The following is a 21,700-nucleotide window of genomic DNA, read 5'->3' on the forward strand; positions in this document are numbered from 1 at the left end:
CGGCCCCATGGGCCCGGCTCTGTTTTTATCAATTCTTCCCCCTTGGGGGACAACGAGGTGACTTATGCTGCAAATCAAACGTATGCCCGTGGGCCAGATCGGCACCAACTGCTACCTGCTGGAGGACACCGACGCCAAGCTCTGCGCCGTCATTGATCCCGGCGACCAGCCGGAGGACATTGACCGGGAGATCCGCAAGGCGGGCCTCACCCTCACCATGATTCTCATCACCCACGGCCACTTTGACCACGTGCTGGGGGTCCCCGGCCTGCTGGAGAAGTGGCCGGGCATTCCCGTCTACGTCCACGAGAAGGAGGTCAACTGGGCCGGGGCAGGGGACCAGTACATGCTCCTGGCCCCGGTGGAGGGCATCCACACCGTGAAGGAGGGGGACACCATCCCCTTCGGCGGCGCCACCATCCAGGTGCTCCACACCCCTGGCCACTCCCCCGGGTCGGTGACTTACCGGGTGGGGGACGTCCTCTTCTGCGGGGACACCCTCTTTGCCGGCTCCTGTGGGCGCACAGACTTTGTGGGGGGGAGCTATCCCCAGATTCTGAAGTCCCTGAAGCGGCTGGTCTCCCTGGAGGGCAACCTCCGGGTGTGCCCCGGCCATGAGGGGACCTCCAGCCTGGACGTGGAGCGGGCCCACAACCCCTTTGTCCGGGAAGCCCTGCGATGAACCTGTTCTTTGCCGGCCACCAGGAGAAATACGCGGTGGAGCAGACCCTGCTCACCCTCTTTCCCCAGGAGCGGCCGGTCTATCCAGATACGCCCCCGGGGGGAGACAACGAACTGGTGCTCTCCTTTTCCCGGGGAAGCCAGTGGTGCACCGCTCGGGCGGTGCTGCGCCGGGGGGGGAAGACCTACGTCCGCCAGTGCCGGGTGGCTGCCGCCGAACTGCCGGCGGAGGACCCAGTGGTATCCACCCGGCTCACCCGCCGGACCCTCCAGCGGGCCTTTTACCTGGCCGCGGTGGACTGCCTGGGGACAGAGCCCCCCTGGGGGATGCTCTCCGGGGTCCGCCCGGTGAAGCTCCCCACCCGGGCCATGGAGGCCGGGGCCTCTCCCCGCCAGGCGGAGGCCATGCTGCGGGACCAATACCGGGTCTCCCCCCTGCGCCGGCAGCTGGCCATGGACTGCGCCCAGGCCAGCCTGGCGGTGAAACGGGACCTGAAGCCCCAGGAGATCTCCCTGTATGTGGGCATTCCCTTTTGTCCCACCCGGTGCGCCTACTGCTCCTTCATCTCCGCCTCGGGGTCAGCCAACCGGCTGATCCCCGACTACTTGGATGCCCTGCTGGCGGAGATTGACGCCGCCGGCGCCGCAGCCCGGCGGGCGGGGAAGACCGTCCGGTCGGTCTATCTGGGCGGGGGGACCCCCACCACCCTGGAGGCCCCTCAGCTGGCCGAGCTGCTGGACCGGCTCCGCCGGGCTTTCCAGCTGGCGCCGGGCACGGAGTGCACCGTGGAGGCCGGCCGGCCGGACACCATCACCCGGGAAAAGCTCATCGCCATCCGGGAGGGCGGCGGCAACCGGATCTCCGTCAACCCCCAGACCATGTCCGACCCTGTCCTGGCAGCCATCGGCCGCAGCCACCGGGCCCAGGATATCCGCCGGGCCTATGCCCTGGCCCGGGAGACCGGTGTGGGAGCGGTCAACATGGACCTGATCGCCGGCCTGCCGGCGGACACCCCGGCGGGATTCCGCCGGACGGTGGAGGAGGTCCTGGCCATGGCCCCGGAAAACATCACCGTGCACACCCTGGCCCTAAAAAAGGGGGCCCGCCTGCGCCAGGAGGAGACCCCCCTGCCCTCTGGGACAGATGTGGCCGCCATGCTGGACTTCGCCTGGGCGGCCCTGCGCCAGGCCGGTTATCTGCCCTACTATTTGTACCGGCAGAAATTCATGTCGGGGTCCTTTGAAAACGTGGGCTGGTGCAAACCTGGCTTCGTCAATGTCTATAACATCTGTATGATGGAGGAACTCCACACCGTGCTCTCCCTGGGCGCGGGAGGCGTCACCAAGCTGGTGGAAGGCGGCGTGGTCCGCCGGCTGGCCAACCCCAAATATCCCCAGGAGTACCTGCGGAACATGGGCGCCATTCAGGCGGAAAAGGCCGCCTTTTCCTGGTAAGACCCCATCAAACCGGCAACTTTTTTTCCTGTTTTCCACGTTTTGTGACTTTGTTCCTTGACGTGCCTGGAAGGAGGCATTAAAATGTCCTATCAGCTGCAAGAGATCAACCGCCGCATCGACCAGGATGTGAAGGGGTTTTTGGAGGAATGCGACGCCCAGTACGCCCAGAAGGTCAGCCAGGCCGCCGACGCCATTTTGACCAACCTCCCCCACAGCCCCATCGTCCTGCTCTCCGGCCCCTCCGGGTCGGGCAAGACCACCACCGCCCTGAAGATTGAGGAGGAGCTGGAAAAGCGGGGGGTGCTCTCCCACACCATCTCCATGGACAACTACTTCAAAACCCTGGACCCCAAAACCGCCCCCCGGACGGCCGACGGGCTGGTGGACTTTGAGTCCCCCAAGTGCATGGATATGGACCTGCTCAATTCCCACTTTGCCAAGCTCTCCAAAGGGGAGACCATTGTGGTGCCCAAGTTTGAGTTTGCCCGCCAGATGCGCAATGACCACCTGGGAACTCCTCTCCGCCTGAAGAAAAATGAAATCGCCATTTTCGAGGGGATTCACGCCCTCAACGACGAGTGCGCCGGACGAAATCCCGCCGCCACCTGCCTGTATATCTCCGCCCGGTCCGACGTGCTGGAGGGGGAGGACCTGCGGTTCAAGGGTACCTGGATGCGCCTGACCCGCCGGGCGGTCCGGGACTATAACTTCCGGGGCACCGGGGTGGGGGAGACCATGGACATGTGGGCCAATGTCCGGCGTGGGGAGAAGCTGTACATCTCTCCCTTCAAGCACCGGGCCAACTACATCTTTGACTCCTCTCTGCCCTATGAGGTGTCAGTGATGAAGCACTACGCCATGCCCCTGCTGGAGGCCGTGCCCCAGGAGAACGTCCGGCGGCGGGAGCTGCTGGACCTGATCCACGGCTTTGAACATTTCCTGCCCATTGACCCCGCCCTGGTGCCCCCGGCTTCTTTACTCCGGGAGTTCATCGGCGGCGGCATCTACGACTATACCTGAGCGCACCCCGGGCGGCCGACGCCCGTTTATATCAACATCCAAAGGAAAGGAAGTCTTTCTATCATGTCTGAAGAATGTACCCATGACTGCAGCACCTGCGGCTCCAGCTGTGAGCACGTGGACGCCAAAGACCTCATTGCACCGCTGAACAAGGACTCTTCCATCAAGCACGTCTACGCCATCATGTCCGGCAAGGGCGGCGTGGGCAAGAGCTCCACCACCGCCTCCCTGGCCACCGCCATGGCCAAGCGGGGTTATAAAGTGGGCATCATGGACGCCGACATCACCGGCCCCTCCATCCCCACCGCCTTCGGCCTGGACACCCGCGCCGTGGGGGACGGGGAGAGCATCTTCCCCGAACTCACCCCCGGGGGCATCAAGATCATCTCCCTGAACCTGCTGCTGGAGAACAAGGGAGACCCGGTGGTCTGGCGGGGCAGCCTGCTGGGCGGCGTGGTCAAACAGTTCTGGACCGACGTGCGCTGGGGCGAGCTGGACTATCTGTTCATTGACATGCCCCCCGGAACGGGCGATGTGCCCCTGACCGTCTTCCAGTCCATCCCCGTGGACGGGATCGTGGTGGTCACCTCTCCCCAGGACCTGGTCTCCCTCATCGTCACCAAGGCGGTCCGCATGGCCGAGATGATGAACAAGCCCATCCTGGGCGTGGTGGAGAATTACAGTTATTTCCAGTGCCCCAACTGCGGGGAGAAGCACTATATCTTCGGCAAGAGCAACTTAGAGCAGGTGGCCGCCGAGCTGCAGGTCAAGGTGCTGGCCCAGATCCCCATGGACCCCGCCATGGCCGCCGCCATGGACCAGGGCGCCATGGAGACCATGGAGCACAACTACCTGGAGCCTGTGGCTGACGCCATTCTGGCCCACGAGCAGGGATAAGCAGACAACCGCGCCGGCGGGGTGAGAAAACTCGCCCCGCCGGCGTTTTCACAGAAAGAGAGGACCGCCTATGAAACTCATTTCCTGGAACGTCAACGGCCTGCGGGCCTGCCTGAAAAAAGACTTTATGGCCTCCTTCACAGCCCTGGACGCGGATATCTTCTGCCTGCAGGAGACCAAGCTCCAGCACCACGCAGGGCAGGTGGAGCTGGAACTGCCGGGGTATCACCAGTTTTGGAACAGCGCCGAGAAAAAGGGCTATTCCGGGGTGGCGGTCTTTACCAGAGCCGAGCCCCTGTCGGTGACCTATGGCCTGGGACTGGAGGAGCACGACCACGAGGGCCGGGTGATCACCGCGGAATACCCCGGGTTTTACCTGGTCTGCTGCTACACCCCCAATGCCCAGAACGAGCTCAAGCGCCTGGACTACCGGATGACCTGGGAGGACGCCTTCCGGGCCTATCTCCAGGCCCTGGACGAGAAAAAGCCTGTGATCCTCTGTGGCGACCTGAACGTGGCCCACCAGGAGATCGACCTGAAAAACCCCAAGACCAACCGGCGCAACGCCGGCTTCACCGACGAGGAGCGGGGGAAGATGACCCAGCTGCTCTCCGCCGGTTTCACCGACACCTTCCGGGCCAAGTATCCCGACGCAGAGGGGGCCTACTCCTGGTGGAGCTACCGCTTCCACGCCCGGGAGAAGAACGCCGGGTGGCGGATCGACTACTTCATCGTCTCAGACCGCCTGATGCCCCAGGTGCGGGAGGCCGCCATCCACAGCGAGATCTACGGCAGTGACCACTGCCCGGTGGAGCTGGTGCTGGATCTATAAATTTTATATGGATAGAAAGCGGGAACCGGCGCATGCCGGTTCCCGTTTTTCGTCACCGTATTAAAACAAAAACCAAGTAATCTCTTGGGACAGGACAGAAAAGGGAGCGATCAGCGTCATCCGAACCACACTCCACTCTTGTCCCCATAGGAGCAGGCAGGTTGCGGCAACCGGCAAACACCCCAAAACCAGATCCCGGACCCGCCAGCGTTTTTTGACCACACAGCGAATCATATACACCAGGCACAAGAGACCAAAGATACCACTTAAAATCCATAGAATCGCAAAAAACAAATTCATGCCATGGTATACATTATCCTGGTAATATCTCCCTTCCATCAAAAACACAGCACTGATGCACACGAGTAAACCGAAACAAGATAGCAGGTAACCTTTTTGTGGCAGGGTCATGGTTTGCACCGCCTTTCACGCTTATTGAAAAAGTAAACATCTATTTTTGTCTTTTTCCCTCTTAATCCTATTAGATTTTTTCCCAAAATGCAACACATTCTCTCGCTTTTTCCCGCTGTATCTCTATGATCTGGACTCCATTCAGACTCCCTTCTATCTTATTTATGTCTTGCCAACGACAATTTTTTGCCGTCCCATCAAAAATTTTTTATTTTTTTCTGCCTGTCGCCCTTTCTCCCATGAATACGAAAATTCTGTCCAATGAAAAAAGCCCCTTTATCGGTGTTGGAGAACCTGGAAGAAGCCATAAAAACACCGGGGCGCACAAAAAACTTGCGCGCCCCGGTGTGTCTCTTCTTATGGTGTTTTGGGTCGTGTCACGTGGTCAAAAACAGCGATACATAGAACATGAGCTGCTCTAACTGCGCCTGGAATAATCGTTCTGCCCCTAAAAGCACCAGAAATACCGGCACTGCTGTGGCTGCTGACAGAGTAAAACGCTTTTTCCTTGGGAATGGGACTTTCTCTTTTCCCCGCGCTTCCAGACGTGCCCCTACAATAAATTGCAGCAGACAAAAGACCAGGCAGGGAATGGCACACAAGATGCCATAGTATTGTACATGGTAATTAAACCACCAAGAACTCAACCGGGGTTCCGGCGGGAACAAAGAGAGGACGAGAAAGAACAGATAGCTGATGGCGATGCCGTTCTTTACAAGGTCCATTATTCGGTAAAGGGTCATACTAACACCTCTTACATCACTTTACTCCACTAAAATCACTTTGTTAACAAATCCTATGAGCCTCAAATTGGAGCTCTGATCTTACGCCTCCCTTCAAATGAAAGAACGAATACCATTGAATCTTGTTACATACGCTCTGTAACCACTTGTGAATGCTGACTCATGATAATTCTGCTAAACTGGACGCAGAAGGGAACCACACTGCGGTTCCCCCCTTTTCATGCCCCTTTCTTGTACCCGGGGAAGCCAAAGCGGTCACAGCCAGTTCTTCTTCTTAAAATGCCGCAGCAGCGCCACCACGATGACCACACTGACCACGATGGCCACCGGATAGCCGTATTTCCAGGTGAGCTCCGGCATGCCCACAAAATTCATGCCATACCAGCCGGTGAGCAGGGTAAGGGGGAGAAAGACCACGGTCACCACGGTAAAGAGCTTCATCAGCTGATTCTGCTGGATGGCCAGTTGGGACTGGTAGGCCTCCCGCATCTGACTGATGATGTCCTGGAGATTGCGCACCGCCCCCAGGTAACGGTCCATTCGGCTGCCCAGAATCACCATGCGTCGGCGGACCGGCCGGGTGAGAAGCTGGTTCTCATTGGCCGCCAGCTCGTCCAAAATGGCGGAGAGCTGCTCATAGTATCGTTTTAGCCGGAGCAGCTCCCGCCGCCAAGCGATGATCCGGTGGAGGACATCCTTTTTCGTGGCCTGGGTCCCGGAGAGGATATGGGCCTCGGCCTCGTTCACTTCCCCCTCGAACCGGTCCAGATAATCCATATCCCCCTTCAGCAGGCGCAGAAAAAACCGGGACAGCGCCTGTTCCGCCGGGAGGTCTCCTCCCTCCTGCTCCAAAATCTCCCCCATAATCCCCTGGACACAGGTCTCCGCCGGCTGGCTTTCACAGAAGAAAAAAAGTGCCTCTTGGGTCACATAGACCAAAATTTTGGCCGTTTCGGTCCGGTCGCTGTGGATGTCATACCAGTCAAAGGCCAGCAGATCAAAATCTTCAAAACTCTCAAAGCTCTCGCTCTGCCCCTCGTGGAGATAGTGCAGCCGCTTTGGGTCCAAATAGGGCGCCGCCTCCTCCATGCGGTGGAAGGGGAGTACCAGATGGGTCATGGGAAATCCCTCTTTTCTTAGATTGTGCCTTCATTATACCCCATCCAGAGACATAAGAAAATATAAAAAAGCCGGGACACACAGCTTCTTGTGTGTCCCGGCTTGGTTTCTTTCCAGCCGTCTGTTCAAAACTCTTGGTATGATGGGCAAGCAGCCTCCGCCGTTATTCCTCTTCGGCAGGTTCTTCCTCCACCCGTGTCACCGCAATGGACAAGTCGTCCAGCTGCTTCTCGTCCACCACGTCCGGGCAGTTCATCATAAGGTCGGAGGCATTCTGGACCTTGGGGAAGGCGATGACATCCCGGATCGAGGAGGCCCCGGTCATGAGCATCACCAGCCGGTCCAGGCCGTAGGCCAGGCCGCCGTGGGGGGGCGCGCCGTACTGGAAGGCGTTCACCAGGTGGCCGAACCGCTCCTGGATGTCCTCGTCAGAGATTCCCAGGGCCTCAAAGGCCTTGGTCTGCATCTCGGGGGTGTTGATCCGGATGGAGCCGCCCCCCAGCTCCGTGCCGTTGAGGACGATGTCATAGGCCCGGGCCCGGCAGTTTGCCTTGTCGGTGAGCATCTTGTCCTCATCCTCCAGCATGGGCGCGGTGAAGGGGTGGTGCATGGCTTGATACCGGCCCTCCTCCTCCGACCACTCGAACATGGGAAACTCCGTGACCCACAGGAAACGGAACTCCTTGGGGTCCAGGATATCCAGCTGCTTGGCGCACTCCAGGCGCAGAGCGCCCAGGGCGGCGAAGACCACCTCATCCTTGGTGTCCCCCACGATGAGGACCAGGTCCCCGTCCTTGGCGCCGGCCCGGGCCAGGATGGCGGCGTTCTCCTCCTCCGTGAGGAACTTCTGGTAGGAGGAGGTCACCTTGCCGTCCAGCAGACGGGCCCAGGCCAGGCCCTTGGCCTGATAGGTTTTGACAAACTCCCCCAGCTTGTCGATCTTCTTCCGGGGGAAGTCCTTGGCGTGGCCATCCACATTGATGAGGCGGACCGAGCCGCCCCCCTTTACTGCGTCGGCAAAGACCCCAAAGCCGCAGTCCTTCACCAGGTCGGAGATGTCCTTGAGCTCAAAGCCAAAGCGCAGGTCGGGCTTGTCCGAGCCGAACCGGTCCATGGCCTCCCGCCAGGGCATCCGCTGGAAGGGGGTCTGCACCTCCACGCCCAGCACTTCCTGGAACACCCGCTGCAGGAAGCCCTCCTGGATGGTCTGGATCTGTTCCTCATCCAGGAAGGACATCTCCAGGTCGATCTGGGTAAACTCCGGCTGACGGTCCGCCCGGAGGTCCTCATCCCGGAAGCACCGGGCAATCTGGAAATACCGGTCAAAGCCCGAGAGCATCAGCAGCTGCTTGTACTGCTGGGGGGACTGGGGCAGGGCGTAAAACTTGCCGGGGTGGACCCGGGAGGGCACCAGATAGTCCCGGGCCCCCTCGGGGGTGGACTTGGTGAGGATGGGGGTCTCAATCTCCAAAAAGCCGTTCTCGTCAAAGTAGTCCCGGCAGATCTTCACAATCTTATGCCGCAGGGCAATGGTCCGCTGCATATCCGGGCGGCGCAGGTCCAGATAGCGATACTTCAGGCGGACCGCGTCCCGTACATCGGAGTGCTCCACAATCTCAAAAGGCGGGGTGGCCGCCTTGGCCAGCAGACGGAGTTCGGTGACCTTCACCTCGATGTCCCCGGTGGGCAGCTCGGGATTCTTGGACTCCCGCTCCCGGACCAGCCCCTTGGCGGCGATGACATACTCCCCCCGGAGGGAAGCGGCCTTTTCAAACAGGTCCCGGGGGGTGCTGTCATCAAAGGCCAGCTGGAGCAGGCCGGTGCGGTCCCGCAGGTCCACAAAGATCAGGCTGCCCAGGTTCCGCTGACGCTGTACCCAGCCGCAGACCGAGATCTCCTGGCCCACGTTGGCGGCGGTAAAGGTGCCGCAGTAGTCGGTGCGGCGGAAATGTTGTAAATTGTCCATGGTTCGTTCACTCCAATGTCGTGTAATTTGTACCTGGGCGCTCCCTGTCCGGCAGAGGACCGAACCCACAGCGGGGCAGCGCCCAGAACGCTCTGCTTGGTATCCTTTTTCCTTTGGGGCACCACAGGCCGCCCCTTTGCCGGCAGGGGAGGCAAGCCCTCACTCCTGCCGGGCATCCTGTTCAGTGTACTCCTGTTCCAGCAGGAAGTCCAGCACCGATTGCTGAAAGGCCTGACTGTCGGTCACCTGGAAGGAGCGGCCCCGGTTCCCTTCCGCCCCGGCGGCCAGGTCAATGGCCTTGTCCCCCGTCAGGGAATAGCGGAATACCGCCTCCGGCTGGGAAATGGTGATCTGGACGGTGTAGTCCAGGGTCACATTCCGGCTGCTCCCCTCCAAGTAGTAGGGGCAGTACCATTTGGAAGAGAGCAGGGAGAGCAGTTCCTCCCAGGCCGGGTCATCAGGCGAAAGGGAGAGGGTTCTGCCCCTCTCGGCCTCCCCGCCGAAGGCGGTCAAGTCCACCTGCACTCCGGTGACTGCGTCGGGGTCAAAGCCGCTGCCCAGGGCACTGCTGAGAGGCCGGGGAAAGAAAAAATACACCGCAACGGCCAAAATGACCACCAGCTCCACCAGGGCGATTTTATGTTTTCGAGATAGTTTTTTCATGACACCGTCATAGGTTCCTCCTGTTCCACAGGGTTTTTCTGGGTATAGGGCTGGGCTAAGAGCAGATCCAACAGTTCCTGCTGAAAGGCCTGCTCCACCCGGTAGCTTCTGCCCTCTCCATCCAGCCGGGACAGCACCGCCTCCCGATTTCCGCTGAAATAGAAGAAGGAGGCGGGATAGCCGTCCCCTTCCTTTTCAAACACAAGGAAACCGGCGATATAGTAGTCCAGCGGAACGCTCTTTCCCGTTATCGCTCCCCAGTGGTAGATGGGACGATACCGCTGGCCGTTCAGGATGGACAGGGCTTCCTCCAGCGCCGGGTCACCGGCGGAGAGGACGACTGCCCGGGACCGGTCCGGGTCCGCCACATCGTTCAGCGTAACCTGCATCTCCCAAATCTGGCTGGGATCATAGCCCTCTCCCACCGTCTGGGCAAAGGTTCTGGGCCAGAATGCCCAGGCCAAAAGCCCGACTGCCAGGGCCACCCCTCCAAGGGCAAGCCACCTTTTCTGTTTCTTCGTCATTGTGTCCTCCTCTTCCGGAAAGCCCGGCGGGGAAGGGCCGGGCCCGGGGATCACGCCGGGGTGTCGGGCTGGGCCAGCAGAAGGTCCAGCACGGCCTGCTGGACAGCGGGGTCCAGGCGGTAGCCCTTGCGGAAGGGGCCACCAGAGCCGATGCTCACCTCCCGGTATCCGTCAAAGTAAAAGGGAACGCTTACGCCGCCGTCCTCCCCCTGAAAGACGAACACACCATAGATGGCATAGTCCAACGCAGTTGGATGGCCGCTGATGGCGCCCCAGGGGTTGTGGTAGACCGGGCGGTACCGCTGTCCCTCCAGCAGAGCCAGCAGATCCCCGGTGGCGGGGTCGTCGGGGGAGAGGGTCAGGTCCCGGGATGGGCTGTTGTTCCTGACATGGCTGAGATGGATCTGAACTTCCTTCAGCTGGGCAAAGTCCTTTCCCAGCACCTGGGGAAGGGTACTGGGCCAATAGGCCGCCATCAAGAAGGCGGTCAGAATGGCCAGAATCCCCACAAGGATCAGGAGGTTTCTTCGTCGAGACATGGGGCACTCCTTTCTCCGGGGATCGGTCCCCGGGGCGGATGCTGCTCTCTTTCAGCATGGTCAGAAGGGGCAAACCCTTGGCTCCGTGCCCCTTCCCCCGCCGGCGGCAGGGAAGAGGACAAGCCGGCGTTTCGTCTTTCTCAGTCCTTCTCCCGAATGGGCTTGCCCTGGGCCCGCTGGGCCAGGGCGGCGGCCACCGTGTCCACCGCCTGGGCGGGGGAGAGGGTGTGCTGTTCCCCGGTGGCCATGTCCTTGATCTTCACCACCCCCTGGGCGATCTCATCCTCCCCCAGGAAGGCCACATAGGGGATGCCCAGCTTATCGGCGTAGCTCATTTTCCCTTTGAACTTCTTCTGTTCCCCATAGACCTGGGCCCGGACGCCCCCTTGGCGGAGCTGCGTGGCAAAGGAGATGGCGGCGGTGAGGTCCTCCGTCATGGGGAGCACCAGCACATCAGCCGGGGAAGTCACCAGGCCGTCGTTGAGGTATCCCTGCTCTCCCAGGACATAGAACAGCCGGGTCAGGCCAATGGAAATGCCCACGCCGGGAAGTTTTTTGTCGGTGTAATACTCCGCCAGGTTGTCATAACGGCCGCCGGAGCAGATGGAGCCGATCTCCGGGTGGTCCAGCATGACGGTCTCATAGACTGTGCCGGTGTAGTAGTCCAGCCCCCGGGCAATGGTGAGGTCCACGGCAAAATGGTCCTCGGGGACCCCGAAGGAGGCGAGATACTTGACCACCAGGCCCAGCTCCTCCAGACCCTGGTCAAAGACCTGGTTCCGGCCCCGATAGGCTTCCAGGGCCGCCAGCACCTGGGCATTGGAGCCAGTGATGGCGATAAAACGCAGAATCTCCTGGGCGGCAGCCTGGGAGATCCCCTGCTCCACCAGCAGGGCCTGGACCTTTTCCGGGCCGATTTTATCCAGCTTATCCACCGTGCGCATGATCTCCCCGGACTGGGCGGACAGGCCCTGCATCTCGTAGAATCCCGTGAGAATCTTCCGGTTGTTCACCCGGATTTTGAACCGTTCCAGCCCCAGGGAGGTGAAGGCCTGGTAGATAATGGCGGGAATTTCCGCCTCGTTGGACACGTCCAGTTTACCGTCTCCGATCACGTCGATGTCGCACTGGTAGAACTCCCGGAACCGGCCCCGCTGGGCCCGCTCCCCCCGGTAGACCTTGCCGATCTGATACCGGCGGAAGGGGAAGGCCAGGTCCCCATAGTGGAGGGCCACATATTTGGCCAGGGGGACGGTGAGATCAAACCGAAGGGCCAGGTCGCTGTCCCCCTTGGTGAAGCGGTAGATCTGTTTCTCCGTCTCGCCGCCGCCTTTGGCCAGGAGGATCTCCGCCGATTCAATGACGGGGGTGTCCAGCGGGGTGAAGCCGTAGAGGGCATAGGTGGTGCGGAGGGTCTCCAGCATCCGCTCAAACTGGGTTTGCCGGGCGGGCAGGAGCTCCATAAAACCGGACAGGGTCCGGGGTTTGATGCGTTCCATAGATTGTTCTCCTTGTTAAACTGGTTTTCCTGTGGGGGGAGGGGGGTGTTTCGATCTGTCTGCCTGGGGGCGGGTTCTTTTCTCCACGCCGTTGGAACGGGCGGGAACGGGGCCCTCCCGGGCGGGGCCCTATTTCTTTGGAGAAATAGTGGAAAGAACACCAAGGGGAAGGAGGTTCCTTCCCCTTGGAACCCCATTCTCTGGTGGAGGAAAGGGGGAAGGTAGTTATTTCGGTATGGGCCTGGCCTGCGGCCTCCAAGACCAACGCCTCATGGCCCGCCCACCGGCTCGGGCGGGCGGGAGAGGTGGTTCGTTGACGGGAGGAAAAGTGGGAAACGGAATGGTTTTTCTCCTCCCTTTCCCAAAGGGTACCTGTTCACGCCCCCAGCCCGCCCAGCCGGTGGGCGGGCCGTTACGGGCCTTCCAATGTGAGGGCCGCAGGCCGGGTATCCCGTAAGAAGTACAGCCTCCCCCCACACAACCCCACCAGAGAAGGGGGTCCCGGGGGAGGAACCTCCTCCCCCGGGGGTTCTTTTCCCCATTTCTTCCCAAGAAATGGGGCCCCGGCTGGGCAAGCCAAGGTTCCCTGCCGTTCCAACGGCGTAGGCAAAACCCACAACACCCCCAACCCCTTAAAAAATGCGCCTTCGTCCCTGGCCAGGCCGGAACGAGGACGCATTGTCAGCTCTTGAACTGTACTAAACTCTCAGACCGTCACAGGCTTGAGAGAGGGGTTGATGATCTCTCTCCAATCCAAATCCCCTCGCTCCAGACCGTGAATGAGAATCTCCGCCGTGGCGGCGTTGGTGGCGAAAGGAATGTTGTACTGGTCGCACATCTGGTTGATATACTTCAGGTCGGGGTCCAGGTCGCTGGACTGGGGGTCTGAGAAAAACAGCACCATGTCAATCTCGTTGTAGGCGATCCGGGCGCCGATCTGCTGGCTGCCGCCGTGGGCATGGGACAGGAACAGACGGACGGGCAAGCCGGTGGCCTCCGCGACAAGACGACCTGTGGTGTTGGTGGCGCACACGGTGTGCTTGGACAGAACACCGCAGTAGGCGATGCAGAACTGCACCATCAGCTCTTTCTTGTGGTCATGACTCATCAAAGCGATATTCATTCTTGGCTCATCCTTTCGCTGTGGGTGGCCGCGCTCCCGGACCAAAGGCGGGGGAGGGGTCACAAAACTGGTGGGAGGGAATGGGGAAGGGGCTGCTTCAGCGAATCCGCATCAGGGGCACCTGCTGCCCGGTGAGACGGCGGGCAATGTTCTCATAGGCCTTCGCGGCCCCCCGCTGGCTCATCTGGGCCAGGGGACGTCCGCTGCTGGCGGCCAGCACCACCTTGGCATCCTCGGGCACCAGCCCCAAGAGAGGCAGGCCCGCGGTGTCCATGGCGTCGTCAATGGTGGCCCCCTGCCGGCGCAGCAGCCGGGGGCGGACCCGGTTGACCACCAGGTGGATGGTCTCCAGATTGGGCAGCTGGCTGACCACCCGCTGGGCATCCCGCAGGGAAGAGGGGTCGCTCACCGCCACCACAATGGCCCGGTCCGCGTCACAGACCGCCAGACGGAACCCCGCGCCCAAACCGGCGGGGGAATCCACAAGGACGTACTCATACGCCTGGCGGGCCTGGGCCAGCAGGTCCCGAAATCCCGCCTCGCCGGGGAAATCCTCCGGCAGCGTCAGGGGCGCGGTGAGGAGATACAGCCCGGAAACAGAGGGATGGGGCGCCACCGCCCGGCCCAGGGGACACCGGCCGGCGATGACATCGCTGAAGTCCATCAGCGCCGCGTCGGTCATGCCCAAGGTAATGTCCAGGTTGCGCAGTCCCACATCGCCATCGATGCACAGGACCTTGTGTCCCTGGAGGGCCAAGGCGGTCCCCAGGCCCCCTGTGAGAGAGGTTTTTCCTGTGCCGCCTTTTCCGGATGTGATGACAATTACGCAGCCCACGGCCATTCCTCCTGAAACTTCTGCTTCATTGTACCATAAACCTACAATGCTTGCAACCATTTTTTGTGCAAAGACACTAAACTTTTGTCTCCTTGATCTTGGTCCATTTCCGGGGATAGCTCCCAGGGGTGGGCCGGGCCTTAAAGACTGTGACCACCCGGTGATAGACCTCTGTCCCGGGGACCAGGTAATCCATGACAAAGGGCTTTTCTCCCCCCAAAGCCTGGATGATCTTTTCAGCTCCCGCGATCTCCTCATCGGTCTTGTTGCTCTTCATGGCCAGAAAGAGGCCGCCGGGCTTGACATAGGGCAGGCACAGCTCCGCCAGCATGGGCATGGCGGCCAGAGCCCGGGAGACCGCCACATCGTACTGCTCCCGATGGGTCTTTCGCCGGGACAGTTCCTCCGCCCGGCCCTTCAGCAGCACCACATCCGGCAGGTCCAGTTCCCGGCAGAGCTCTGTGAGCCACTCCACCCGTTTCCCCAGGCTGTCCAGCAGGGTCAGACGGATGGTGGGGTCCAGAATCCGCAGGACCAGGCCGGGAAACCCCGCCCCGGTTCCCACGTCGATGAGCTTTCTTCCCCCCAGGGCCCGGGTGGGCAGAAGGGCCGCGCTGTCCAGAAAGTGCAGGGTCATCACATCCGCCGGGTCCGTGATGGCGGTGAGGTTCATCACCTGGTTTTTCTCCAGCAGCCGCCGGCAGTAAAGCCCCAGCCGCTCCACCGCCTCCGGCGTGTAGGGCACCCCCAGCCGGGTCAGCCCCCGGCACAGGAGGTCTCTTTGCTCCTCTGTCATTGTTTCCACCTCAAAACGCCATGATTTTTCCCGAGGCAAAGGCATAGGTGTACATAATCACCAGGAACACCATAAAGGCAATCCCGATCCACGCTTTGATCCGGGTGCTTCTGCTGTACGGCCGATAGGGCTCTTTTTCCGGGGGATGCTCGACCTCTCCCTCTGACAGCGGAGGCTGAGAAGGGGACTCCGCCGGGGGAGGAGAGGCCTCCGCCGGTTCCTTTCGCTTTTCTGGTTCCATCGTCGTCTCCTTTTCCGTGGGGGCCTTCCGCGTTTTGCCAATCGGGGCGGGCTCCCTCACTTTTTGCTGATGACCTCCAGACCGCCCAGATACTTCTGGAGGACTTCCGGGACTTTCACGCTACCGTCCTTTAACTGATTCTGCTCCACCATGGCGGGGAAGATGCGGCTGGTGGCCAGACCGGAGCCGTTGAGGGTATGGAGGAATTCCGGCTTCCCGGTGGCCTCCCGGCGGAAACGGATGTTCCCCCGGCGGGCCTGGTAGTCCCGGGCGTTGGAGACCGAGGAGACCTCCTTGTACCCCTGCATGGAGGGGATCTGAATCTCAATGTCATAGGTCCGGGCCATGGAGGCCGAGCAGTCCCCGGCGGCCAGCTTCACCGTGCGGAAGTGGAAGCCCAGGCCCTTTACCAGGTTCTCCGCCTTGGTCACCAGCTCGTCAAAGGCATCGTCAGAGTCCTCCGGGCGGGTGAACTGGAACATCTCCACTTTGTTGAACTGGTGTCCCCGGACCATGCCCCGCTCCTCCGCCCGGGCAGACCCGGCCTCCCGGCGGAAGCAGGGGGTGTAGGCAAAGAACTTCTTGGGCAGGTCGGCCTCGGCCAGAATCTCGTCCCGGTAAATGCTGGCCAGGGCAGCCTCAGCGGTGGGGAGCATGTAGTGGGTGCGGTCGTCGGTGGGGTTCTGGATCTTATAGACCTCATCGGCAAACTTGGGGAACTGACCGGCGGTCTCCCCGCACTGGTACTCCAGCATGTGGGGGGGCAGGATGAACTCATATCCGTCGGCCAGGTGGGTATCAATGAAGTAGTTCAGCAGAGCCCACTCCAGCCGGGCCCCCAGGCCGGTGTACATCCAGAAGCCGGACCCGGCCAGCTTCACCCCCCGGGTGTAGTCGATGAAGCCCAGGTCGGTGCACAGGTCCACGTGATGTTTCGGGGGAAAGTCGAACTTGTGGGGCTCCCCGAAATAGCGCAGGGGCTCGTTGTTCTCCTTGCCGCCGGGCTTCAGGTCCTCGTCGGGGAGGTTAGGCAGGGAGAGCATCAGGGTGCGGTACTCCGCCTCCACGGTGCGGAGGGTCTCATCGTTGGCCGCAATCTGGCTTTTCAGCTCCCCCATGCGCTGGAAGACAGGCGCGGTGTCCTCCCCGGCCTTCTTCAGCTGGGGGATGGTTTTGGAGACCTTGTTCTGCTCGGCCTTCATCTGCTCGGTGGCGAAGATGATGTCCCGGCGTTCCTTGTCCAGGGCTAAGATCCGGTCCACCTCTTGGTCACAGTTGACTTCCTTGGCCCGGAGCCCAGCCTTGACCTTCTCCGGGTCTTCCTTGATGCGCTTGATGTCCAGCATTGCTATCACCTCATAAATTCTTTCCCTCTGTGTTTCACGTGAAACAACAGGGTTGGATTTTTCTCTCTCAAAACAGCATGGCGTAAATGGAACGGTAGGTATCGGCAGGGGAGTCCGCCCCCTCCACCACAGATTCGGTGGGCAGGCTGCTCTCCAGGCCGGTCTCCTCAAAGGCCTCCACCAGCTCCCGGGCCCGGGTGTAGGAGGTCCGGGTGGCTGCTTCAATCTGCCGCAGCCACTCCAGGGCCTCCACCTGCTTTTGCTGGGCCTGGACCTGCTCCTCCAGGGCCTGCTTGTCCTCTAACTCATACTGGAGACGTTGGTTTTCCAGCTGGAGGTCGGCAATCTCCTGGGTGTTGCTGATGGAGTCGTTTAGGTCCTGAAGGGCCAGATGGTTGCGCTGCTGCATCACAAAGGAGATCAGCAGCAGCAGAAGGGCCACACAGAACAAAACGGTCAGATAGACCTTCACCGGCCGGCTCTTGCTCTTGGGCTTGTCCGGGGGCGCCGGTGAATGGGCCGGGGGAGACTCCACGCTCTGAGGCGGGGTCTCCTCCGGCGGGGTCTTGGGTGCTTCTTCCGGGTTCATGGTTTTCTCCGCTCCTTTCCGGTGTCCAGGGCGGAGAGGGCCTGCATGAGCCCTTCCAGGTCCTCCTGGTCATAGTATTCCAGGGCAATTTTTCCCTTTTTCTTCCCCTGGGTGATGGTCACCCGCCGCCCCAGCCCCGCGGTGAGCTGACGTTCCGCCTCCTTATAGTAGAGGCGGAGCGGGGAGGGGGCGGGGCGCGCCTGGGCAGGCTGGTCCTGGGCCTGGAGCCGCTGGCGGATTCGCTCCTCGGTCTCCCGCACAGAGTACCCCTTCTCCATAATCTCCCCGGCAAACTGAATCTGTTCCTCCGGGGCGGGCAGGGACAGCAGCGCCCGGCCGTGGCCGGCGGAGAGGTTGCCCTGCTCAATGAGCCATTGGACCTCCTGGGGCAGGGACAGCAGCCGCATGGCGTTGGCCACCGCGGGGCGGGATTTGCTCACCCGGTGGGCGGCCTCCTCCTGGGTCAGGCCGTAGTCCTGGATGAGGCTCCGGTATCCCGCGGCCTCCTCCATGGGGTTCAGGTCCTCCCGCTGGAGATTTTCAATGAGGCCCAGCTCCATCACCTTTCGGTCGTCGGCTTCGATGATGGTGGCGGGGACCTCCTCCAGCCCCGCCATGCGGGCCGCCCGCCAGCGGCGCTCCCCGGCGATGATCTGATAATAGCCTGAGGCCAGCCGGCGCACGGTCAGGGGCTGGATCATGCCGTGCTGGCGGATGGACTCCGCCAGGTCCGCCAGGGCCTCCTCTTCAAAATGTTTTCTGGGTTGGTTCAGGCCCGGCTCCACCTGGGCGATGGGGAGGCTCACAGAGCCCCCTGTCTGGGCCTGGAGGGAGCTATCCCCCAACAGCGCGTCCAGCCCTCTTCCTAAGGCCATGTTATCCTTCCTTTCCTGGCAGAGGATTGTGTTCCAGCAGCTCCTCTGTCAATCGCTGATAGGCCACCGATCCCCGGGAAGAACCGTCATAGGCGTTCACCGGCTTGCCGTGGCTGGGGGCCTCGGAGAGCCGGACATTCCGGGGGATGACGGTGGCAAAGACCTTCCCCGGGAAATGGCGCTTGACCTCCTCCGCCACCTGGAGGGAGAGGTTGGTGCGGCCGTCGTACATGGTCAGCAGCAGCCCCTCCAGGTCAATCCCGGGGTTCAGCCGCCCCTTGACAATGCGGATGGTGGACAGAAGATCGCTCAACCCCTCCAGGGCGTAGTACTCACACTGCACCGGCACCAGGACGGTGTCCGCCGCGCAGAGACAGTTTAAGGTCAGCAGCTCCAGGGAGGGGGGGCAGTCGATGAGAATAAAGTCATACTGGGATGCCACCTTGGCCAGGGCTTCCTTCAGCAGGTACTCCCGGCGCTCCATGGGGATCATCTCCACCGAGGCCCCGGCCAGGGCCTTGTTGGCCGGCAGCACATCGCTGTACTTGGTGTGGACAATGGCGCTCTCCACCGGGGCGCCGCTGATGAGCACATCATACACCGTGGGGAACACCGCCCCCTTGTCCACGCCAAACCCTGAGGTGGCGTTGCCCTGGGGGTCAAAGTCGCAGACCAGCACCCTGGCCCCCACAGCCTGGAGGCAGGAGCCCAAATTCACGCAGCTGGTGGTTTTCCCCACGCCGCCCTTCTGGTTGACAAAGGCGATGGTTTTGGCCATGGTCTCCCTCCCTTTCCCTGGTTTGCCCGTCACAGCAAAGTCTTACCATATTCCCGGGCTTTATCAACTTACAGCAGGCTTAAATTATACTCCATTCCATAGGTTCTTTGCAAGGGATATTTGGGAGAAAGCCGGGGTTTTTCCAGGGAATTCCACCGCCGGACAGGGGAGTTTCGGGGAATTTCCCGGTGGAAAAAAGGATGGATGTTTCACGTGAAACATCCATCAAAGGTGAAAGGATATGCAAGGAAAACTCAGGCCGGCCCGCTGGGGGCTTTGGCCTTCGGGATCCGTATGGTGAGCAGGATGTCGTCCCCTTCCTCCACCCGCTGGCACTTGGCGTCCACCCCTGCCGAGCGCATGACGGTGAGACTATGGTCCAGGGTATTGAGGAAAAACCGGACATCCCGAATGAACAAAGGCCGGCGGACCTTCTTCTCCTTGGCCTGGTCTCGGAGAACCTCCTCCACGTAACGCTCGGTCCGGGAGACGGTCCAGCCCTCCTTCACCAGCAGTTCCGCCCCCTCCTTTTGGGCCTCGGGGGTGGGCAGGCGAAGGAGAGCCCGGGCGTGGCGCTCGGTAAAGCCGTTTTTCCGCAGGAGGGTGAGTACCTCCTGGGGCAGACGAAGGAGCCGCAGCTTGTTGGCCACCGCCGACTGGGATTTTCCCACTTTGGCGGCCGCCTCCTCCTGGGACAGGCCATAGACGGAGATGAGCCGCTCCAACGCCTTGGCCTCCTCCCAGAAATCCAGGTCACGCCGCTGAAGATTCTCAATCAGGGAGAGCAGACAGGAGCTCTCCCGAGAGACCTCCAGGACCAGACAGGGAACCTGTTCCAGGCCGCAGATCATGGCGGCCCGCAGCCGGCGCTCCCCGGCAATGAGCTCATAGCGCCCACCGCCCTTGCGCCGGACGGAAAGGGGCTGGAGAATTCCATGGACACGAATGCTCTCTGCCAGCTCAGTGAGCCCGTCCGGGTCAAAGTATCGGCGGGGCTGGTCGGGGTTGGGAGAAATATAATCCGGCGATATCATGGTCACCCGGGTGCTTTCCATCAACCCTCGTCTATATAAAACCGGCATTTCTCTGGCCTCCTTTCTAAGAACATCCAGAGTTTACCATTTTTTGGAAGGGAAGTCTTGGGAAGCGTGTCGACGGAATTGGATTTTGTTTGCTTTTGGAATAAGCGGGCAGGGGGGCGGGGGATGCTGGCGGGTTTTCCCGCAATTCCAGGAAGAAGGACGGTGGGAACGAGGAAGAAAAATATCCCTCCGGACAGTTGTCCGGAGGGATTATTGGGATCAAAAAAGGTCCGTTGGATTACCGCTTGTTGGAGCGTCTCCAGATGCCCATCTTCTCGGCGTCCTTGATCAGGTCCTCACGGAACTGGGGATGCGCGATGGAGATGATCTTGTCCGCACGCTCCCAGGTGTTCAGGCCCTTGAGGTTGATCATGCCGTACTCGGTGACCAGGTACTGCACGGTGGAACGGGGGTCGGTGCAGATGGAGCCGGGGGTCAGGGTGGGCACGATGCGGGACTTCAGCTGGCCATCCTTGCCCTTCATGGCGGAGGACAGGCAGATGAAGGATTTACCGCCCTTGGACAGATAGGCGCCCATGACGAAGTCCAGCTGGCCGCCGGTGCCGGAGATCTGCTTGATGCCGGCGGACTCGGCGTTCACCTGACCGAAGAGGTCCAGGTCCACGATGTTGTTGATGGAGATGAAGTTGTCCAGCTGTGCAATGACGCGCACGTCGTTGGTGTAGTCCACGGGAGCGCCCATGACCTCGGGGTTCATGTTCACGTAATCATACATCTTCTTGGTGCCGGCGGCGAAGGCATAGACCTGACGGCCATAGTCCAGGGACTTGTTCTTGCCGTTGATCTTGCCGGCCTTGGCGATGTCCACGAAGGCGTCCACGTACATCTCGGTGTGCACGCCCAGGTCCTTCAGGTCGGACTCGGCGATGAGGGCGCCCACGGTGTTGGGCATGCCGCCGATGCCCAGCTGCAGGCAGGCGCCGTTGGGGATCTCGGGCACGATGAGGTTGGCCACGGTGCGGTCCACGTCGGTGGGGGGCACGGAGCCCAGCTCGGGGATGGAGGGGTTGTTGCCCTCTACCACGTAGGTCACGTCAGCGATGTTCAGCTCTGCCTTGTACAGGCCGTAGACGGGGGGCAGGTTCTTGTTGACCTCCACCACGATATGCTTGGCACGGGCGCACATGTCATACAGGTGGGAGGGAGCCAGGGAGAAGGAGAAGTTGCCGTGCTCGTCCATGGGGGGCACCTGGGTGAAGACCACGTCCACGGGGTCCAGGTTCTCCCGGTAGAAGCGGGGCAGCTCGGAATAGCGCATGGGGGAGAACCAGCCCATGCCCTTGGCGATGATCTTACGGTCAATGCCGGAGCAGTGCCAGGAGTGCCAGGCGAAGTGCTCCCCGGCGTCGTCGGCCTTGGCGATCTCGGGCATCCACATGGTCACGCCGCCGCGGACCTTCACGTCCTCCAGCTCATTCTGACGGGCGGCCAGAGCCTTGTCCAGCTCCACGGGGTGGTTGGTGCACCAGGTGTAGTCCACCCAGTCGCCGGACTTGACCAGCTTGGCAGCCTCAGCGGCGGTGGTCAGCTTGCTTTGATACAGTGCCTGAAAATCCATCGTTCTTGTCTCCTTTTCTAAATAAAAAGAATAAAACTCATACTGCCCCGGGCGCTGGCCTGGGGGAGCATCCTCCTCCCCGGCACAGGGCCGAAAAAGAAGAG

Annotated in this window: 23 protein-coding genes; 5 read left to right on the forward strand and 18 right to left on the reverse strand. The window is 61.2% G+C overall.

The features are described 5' to 3' along the window. The first annotated feature begins 64 nt into the window (after positions 1-64). The 5 genes from DV520_RS06505 (at position 65) to DV520_RS06525 (ending at position 4,888) form a co-directional block, all read left to right on the forward strand. Positions 65-682, forward strand: a complete 618-nt coding sequence (locus tag DV520_RS06505; protein ID WP_021918956.1) for an MBL fold metallo-hydrolase — start codon at positions 65-67, stop codon at positions 680-682. Further along, positions 679-2,136 carry a coproporphyrinogen dehydrogenase HemZ gene (hemZ, locus tag DV520_RS06510; protein ID WP_117142199.1) on the forward strand — a complete coding sequence of 486 codons (1,458 nt, stop codon included), beginning with the start codon at positions 679-681 and terminating at the stop codon, positions 2,134-2,136. The genes DV520_RS06505 and hemZ overlap by 4 nt, the downstream gene beginning before the upstream one ends. Positions 2,137-2,220: 84 nt before the next feature. After that, positions 2,221-3,159 (forward strand): uridine kinase family protein, encoded by a 939-nt coding sequence (locus DV520_RS06515; protein WP_117142200.1) that lies wholly within the window; start codon positions 2,221-2,223, stop codon positions 3,157-3,159. Between the two features lie 63 nt (positions 3,160-3,222). Further along, positions 3,223-4,056, forward strand: coding sequence for an Mrp/NBP35 family ATP-binding protein (locus DV520_RS06520; RefSeq protein WP_117142201.1), 834 nt, complete (start codon positions 3,223-3,225; stop codon positions 4,054-4,056). Positions 4,057-4,126: 70 nt separating this feature from the next. Next, complete coding sequence (locus tag DV520_RS06525; protein WP_021919278.1) at positions 4,127-4,888, forward strand: exodeoxyribonuclease III; 762 nt, start codon at positions 4,127-4,129, stop codon at positions 4,886-4,888. A gap of 60 nt (positions 4,889-4,948) precedes the next feature. On the opposite strand, the gene DV520_RS06530 is transcribed toward DV520_RS06525, so the two are convergent. The 18 genes from DV520_RS06530 to DV520_RS06615 all read right to left on the reverse strand — a co-directional run bounded on the left by DV520_RS06530 (position 4,949) and on the right by DV520_RS06615 (position 21,596). Then, positions 4,949-5,299, reverse strand: a complete 351-nt coding sequence (locus tag DV520_RS06530) for a hypothetical protein (RefSeq protein WP_117142202.1) — start codon at positions 5,297-5,299, stop codon at positions 4,949-4,951. Positions 5,300-5,676: 377 nt separating this feature from the next. Then, positions 5,677-6,042 (reverse strand): hypothetical protein, encoded by a 366-nt coding sequence (locus DV520_RS06535; protein WP_117142203.1) that lies wholly within the window; start codon positions 6,040-6,042, stop codon positions 5,677-5,679. A gap of 255 nt (positions 6,043-6,297) precedes the next feature. Then, a complete protein-coding gene (locus DV520_RS06540; protein WP_117142204.1) occupies positions 6,298-7,161 on the reverse strand; it encodes a CorA family divalent cation transporter in 864 nt (287 codons plus the stop codon). Positions 7,162-7,324: 163 nt separating this feature from the next. Then, positions 7,325-9,127, reverse strand: a complete 1,803-nt coding sequence (aspS, locus tag DV520_RS06545; protein ID WP_117142205.1) for an aspartate--tRNA ligase — start codon at positions 9,125-9,127, stop codon at positions 7,325-7,327. A gap of 159 nt (positions 9,128-9,286) precedes the next feature. After that, entirely contained in the window at positions 9,287-9,790 is a 504-nt protein-coding gene (locus DV520_RS06550) for a hypothetical protein (protein ID WP_117142206.1), read from the reverse strand. Further along, positions 9,787-10,314: a hypothetical protein gene (locus DV520_RS06555; protein WP_117142207.1), complete on the reverse strand. Its 528-nt coding sequence runs from the start codon at positions 10,312-10,314 to the stop codon at positions 9,787-9,789. Before DV520_RS06555 ends, DV520_RS06550 begins: the two co-directional genes overlap by 4 nt. Positions 10,315-10,364: 50 nt before the next feature. After that, a complete protein-coding gene (locus DV520_RS06560; protein ID WP_117142208.1) occupies positions 10,365-10,853 on the reverse strand; it encodes a hypothetical protein in 489 nt (162 codons plus the stop codon). 140 nt (positions 10,854-10,993) lie between these two features. Continuing rightward, positions 10,994-12,352: a histidine--tRNA ligase gene (gene hisS, locus DV520_RS06565; protein ID WP_117142209.1), complete on the reverse strand. Its 1,359-nt coding sequence runs from the start codon at positions 12,350-12,352 to the stop codon at positions 10,994-10,996. 706 nt (positions 12,353-13,058) lie between these two features. Next, positions 13,059-13,475 carry a methylglyoxal synthase gene (locus tag DV520_RS06570; RefSeq protein WP_021919287.1) on the reverse strand — a complete coding sequence of 139 codons (417 nt, stop codon included), beginning with the start codon at positions 13,473-13,475 and terminating at the stop codon, positions 13,059-13,061. A 97-nt stretch (positions 13,476-13,572) separates the two neighbouring features. Beyond that, positions 13,573-14,316, reverse strand: a complete 744-nt coding sequence (minD, locus tag DV520_RS06575; RefSeq protein WP_333819559.1) for a septum site-determining protein MinD — start codon at positions 14,314-14,316, stop codon at positions 13,573-13,575. A 70-nt stretch (positions 14,317-14,386) separates the two neighbouring features. Then, entirely contained in the window at positions 14,387-15,106 is a 720-nt protein-coding gene (gene rsmG / locus DV520_RS06580) for a 16S rRNA (guanine(527)-N(7))-methyltransferase RsmG (RefSeq protein WP_021919289.1), read from the reverse strand. A 10-nt stretch (positions 15,107-15,116) separates the two neighbouring features. Next, on the reverse strand, positions 15,117-15,347 hold the full coding sequence (locus tag DV520_RS06585; protein ID WP_021919290.1) for a hypothetical protein: 231 nt from the start codon (positions 15,345-15,347) through the stop codon (positions 15,117-15,119). Between the two features lie 56 nt (positions 15,348-15,403). Then, entirely contained in the window at positions 15,404-16,693 is a 1,290-nt protein-coding gene (serS, locus tag DV520_RS06590; RefSeq protein WP_021919291.1) for a serine--tRNA ligase, read from the reverse strand. A 67-nt stretch (positions 16,694-16,760) separates the two neighbouring features. Further along, positions 16,761-17,282 (reverse strand): hypothetical protein, encoded by a 522-nt coding sequence (locus DV520_RS06595; RefSeq protein ID WP_117142210.1) that lies wholly within the window; start codon positions 17,280-17,282, stop codon positions 16,761-16,763. Further along, positions 17,279-18,157: a ParB/RepB/Spo0J family partition protein gene (locus DV520_RS06600; protein WP_021919293.1), complete on the reverse strand. Its 879-nt coding sequence runs from the start codon at positions 18,155-18,157 to the stop codon at positions 17,279-17,281. Before DV520_RS06600 ends, DV520_RS06595 begins: the two co-directional genes overlap by 4 nt. 1 nt (position 18,158) lies before the next feature. After that, a complete protein-coding gene (locus DV520_RS06605) occupies positions 18,159-18,935 on the reverse strand; it encodes a ParA family protein (RefSeq protein ID WP_117142211.1) in 777 nt (258 codons plus the stop codon). 254 nt (positions 18,936-19,189) lie between these two features. Then, positions 19,190-20,017, reverse strand: a complete 828-nt coding sequence (locus tag DV520_RS06610) for a ParB/RepB/Spo0J family partition protein (protein ID WP_021919295.1) — start codon at positions 20,015-20,017, stop codon at positions 19,190-19,192. Between the two features lie 238 nt (positions 20,018-20,255). Further along, positions 20,256-21,596, reverse strand: a complete 1,341-nt coding sequence (locus tag DV520_RS06615) for a butyryl-CoA:acetate CoA-transferase (protein WP_021919296.1) — start codon at positions 21,594-21,596, stop codon at positions 20,256-20,258. Between the last annotated feature and the right edge of the window lie 104 nt (positions 21,597-21,700).

It is taken from the genome of Evtepia gabavorous, assembly GCF_003425665.1.
Lineage (GTDB): Bacteria > Bacillota > Clostridia > Oscillospirales > Oscillospiraceae > Evtepia > Evtepia gabavorous.

Bases quoted from the DNA above. Each gene is read 5' to 3' on its own strand.
- DV520_RS06525 (WP_021919278.1), top strand. From the start codon at position 4,127: ATGAAACTCATTTCCTGGAACGTCAACGGCCTGCGGGCCTGCCTGAAA.
- serS (WP_021919291.1), bottom strand. From the start codon at position 16,693: ATGCTGGACATCAAGCGCATCAAGGAAGACCCGGAGAAGGTCAAGGCT.
- hisS (WP_117142209.1), bottom strand. From the start codon at position 12,352: ATGGAACGCATCAAACCCCGGACCCTGTCCGGTTTTATGGAGCTCCTG.
- DV520_RS06585 (WP_021919290.1), bottom strand. From the start codon at position 15,347: ATGGAACCAGAAAAGCGAAAGGAACCGGCGGAGGCCTCTCCTCCCCCG.
- rsmG (WP_021919289.1), bottom strand. From the start codon at position 15,106: ATGACAGAGGAGCAAAGAGACCTCCTGTGCCGGGGGCTGACCCGGCTG.
- DV520_RS06520 (WP_117142201.1), top strand. From the start codon at position 3,223: ATGTCTGAAGAATGTACCCATGACTGCAGCACCTGCGGCTCCAGCTGT.
- DV520_RS06550 (WP_117142206.1), bottom strand. From the start codon at position 9,790: ATGAAAAAACTATCTCGAAAACATAAAATCGCCCTGGTGGAGCTGGTG.
- DV520_RS06535 (WP_117142203.1), bottom strand. From the start codon at position 6,042: ATGACCCTTTACCGAATAATGGACCTTGTAAAGAACGGCATCGCCATC.
- DV520_RS06600 (WP_021919293.1), bottom strand. From the start codon at position 18,157: ATGGCCTTAGGAAGAGGGCTGGACGCGCTGTTGGGGGATAGCTCCCTC.
- minD (WP_333819559.1), bottom strand. From the start codon at position 14,316: ATGGCCGTGGGCTGCGTAATTGTCATCACATCCGGAAAAGGCGGCACA.
- aspS (WP_117142205.1), bottom strand. From the start codon at position 9,127: ATGGACAATTTACAACATTTCCGCCGCACCGACTACTGCGGCACCTTT.
- DV520_RS06615 (WP_021919296.1), bottom strand. From the start codon at position 21,596: ATGGATTTTCAGGCACTGTATCAAAGCAAGCTGACCACCGCCGCTGAG.
- DV520_RS06515 (WP_117142200.1), top strand. From the start codon at position 2,221: ATGTCCTATCAGCTGCAAGAGATCAACCGCCGCATCGACCAGGATGTG.
- DV520_RS06555 (WP_117142207.1), bottom strand. From the start codon at position 10,314: ATGACGAAGAAACAGAAAAGGTGGCTTGCCCTTGGAGGGGTGGCCCTG.
- DV520_RS06610 (WP_021919295.1), bottom strand. From the start codon at position 20,017: ATGCCGGTTTTATATAGACGAGGGTTGATGGAAAGCACCCGGGTGACC.
- DV520_RS06605 (WP_117142211.1), bottom strand. From the start codon at position 18,935: ATGGCCAAAACCATCGCCTTTGTCAACCAGAAGGGCGGCGTGGGGAAA.
- DV520_RS06505 (WP_021918956.1), top strand. From the start codon at position 65: ATGCTGCAAATCAAACGTATGCCCGTGGGCCAGATCGGCACCAACTGC.
- DV520_RS06570 (WP_021919287.1), bottom strand. From the start codon at position 13,475: ATGAATATCGCTTTGATGAGTCATGACCACAAGAAAGAGCTGATGGTG.
- DV520_RS06530 (WP_117142202.1), bottom strand. From the start codon at position 5,299: ATGACCCTGCCACAAAAAGGTTACCTGCTATCTTGTTTCGGTTTACTC.
- DV520_RS06540 (WP_117142204.1), bottom strand. From the start codon at position 7,161: ATGACCCATCTGGTACTCCCCTTCCACCGCATGGAGGAGGCGGCGCCC.
- hemZ (WP_117142199.1), top strand. From the start codon at position 679: ATGAACCTGTTCTTTGCCGGCCACCAGGAGAAATACGCGGTGGAGCAG.
- DV520_RS06560 (WP_117142208.1), bottom strand. From the start codon at position 10,853: ATGTCTCGACGAAGAAACCTCCTGATCCTTGTGGGGATTCTGGCCATT.
- DV520_RS06595 (WP_117142210.1), bottom strand. From the start codon at position 17,282: ATGAACCCGGAAGAAGCACCCAAGACCCCGCCGGAGGAGACCCCGCCT.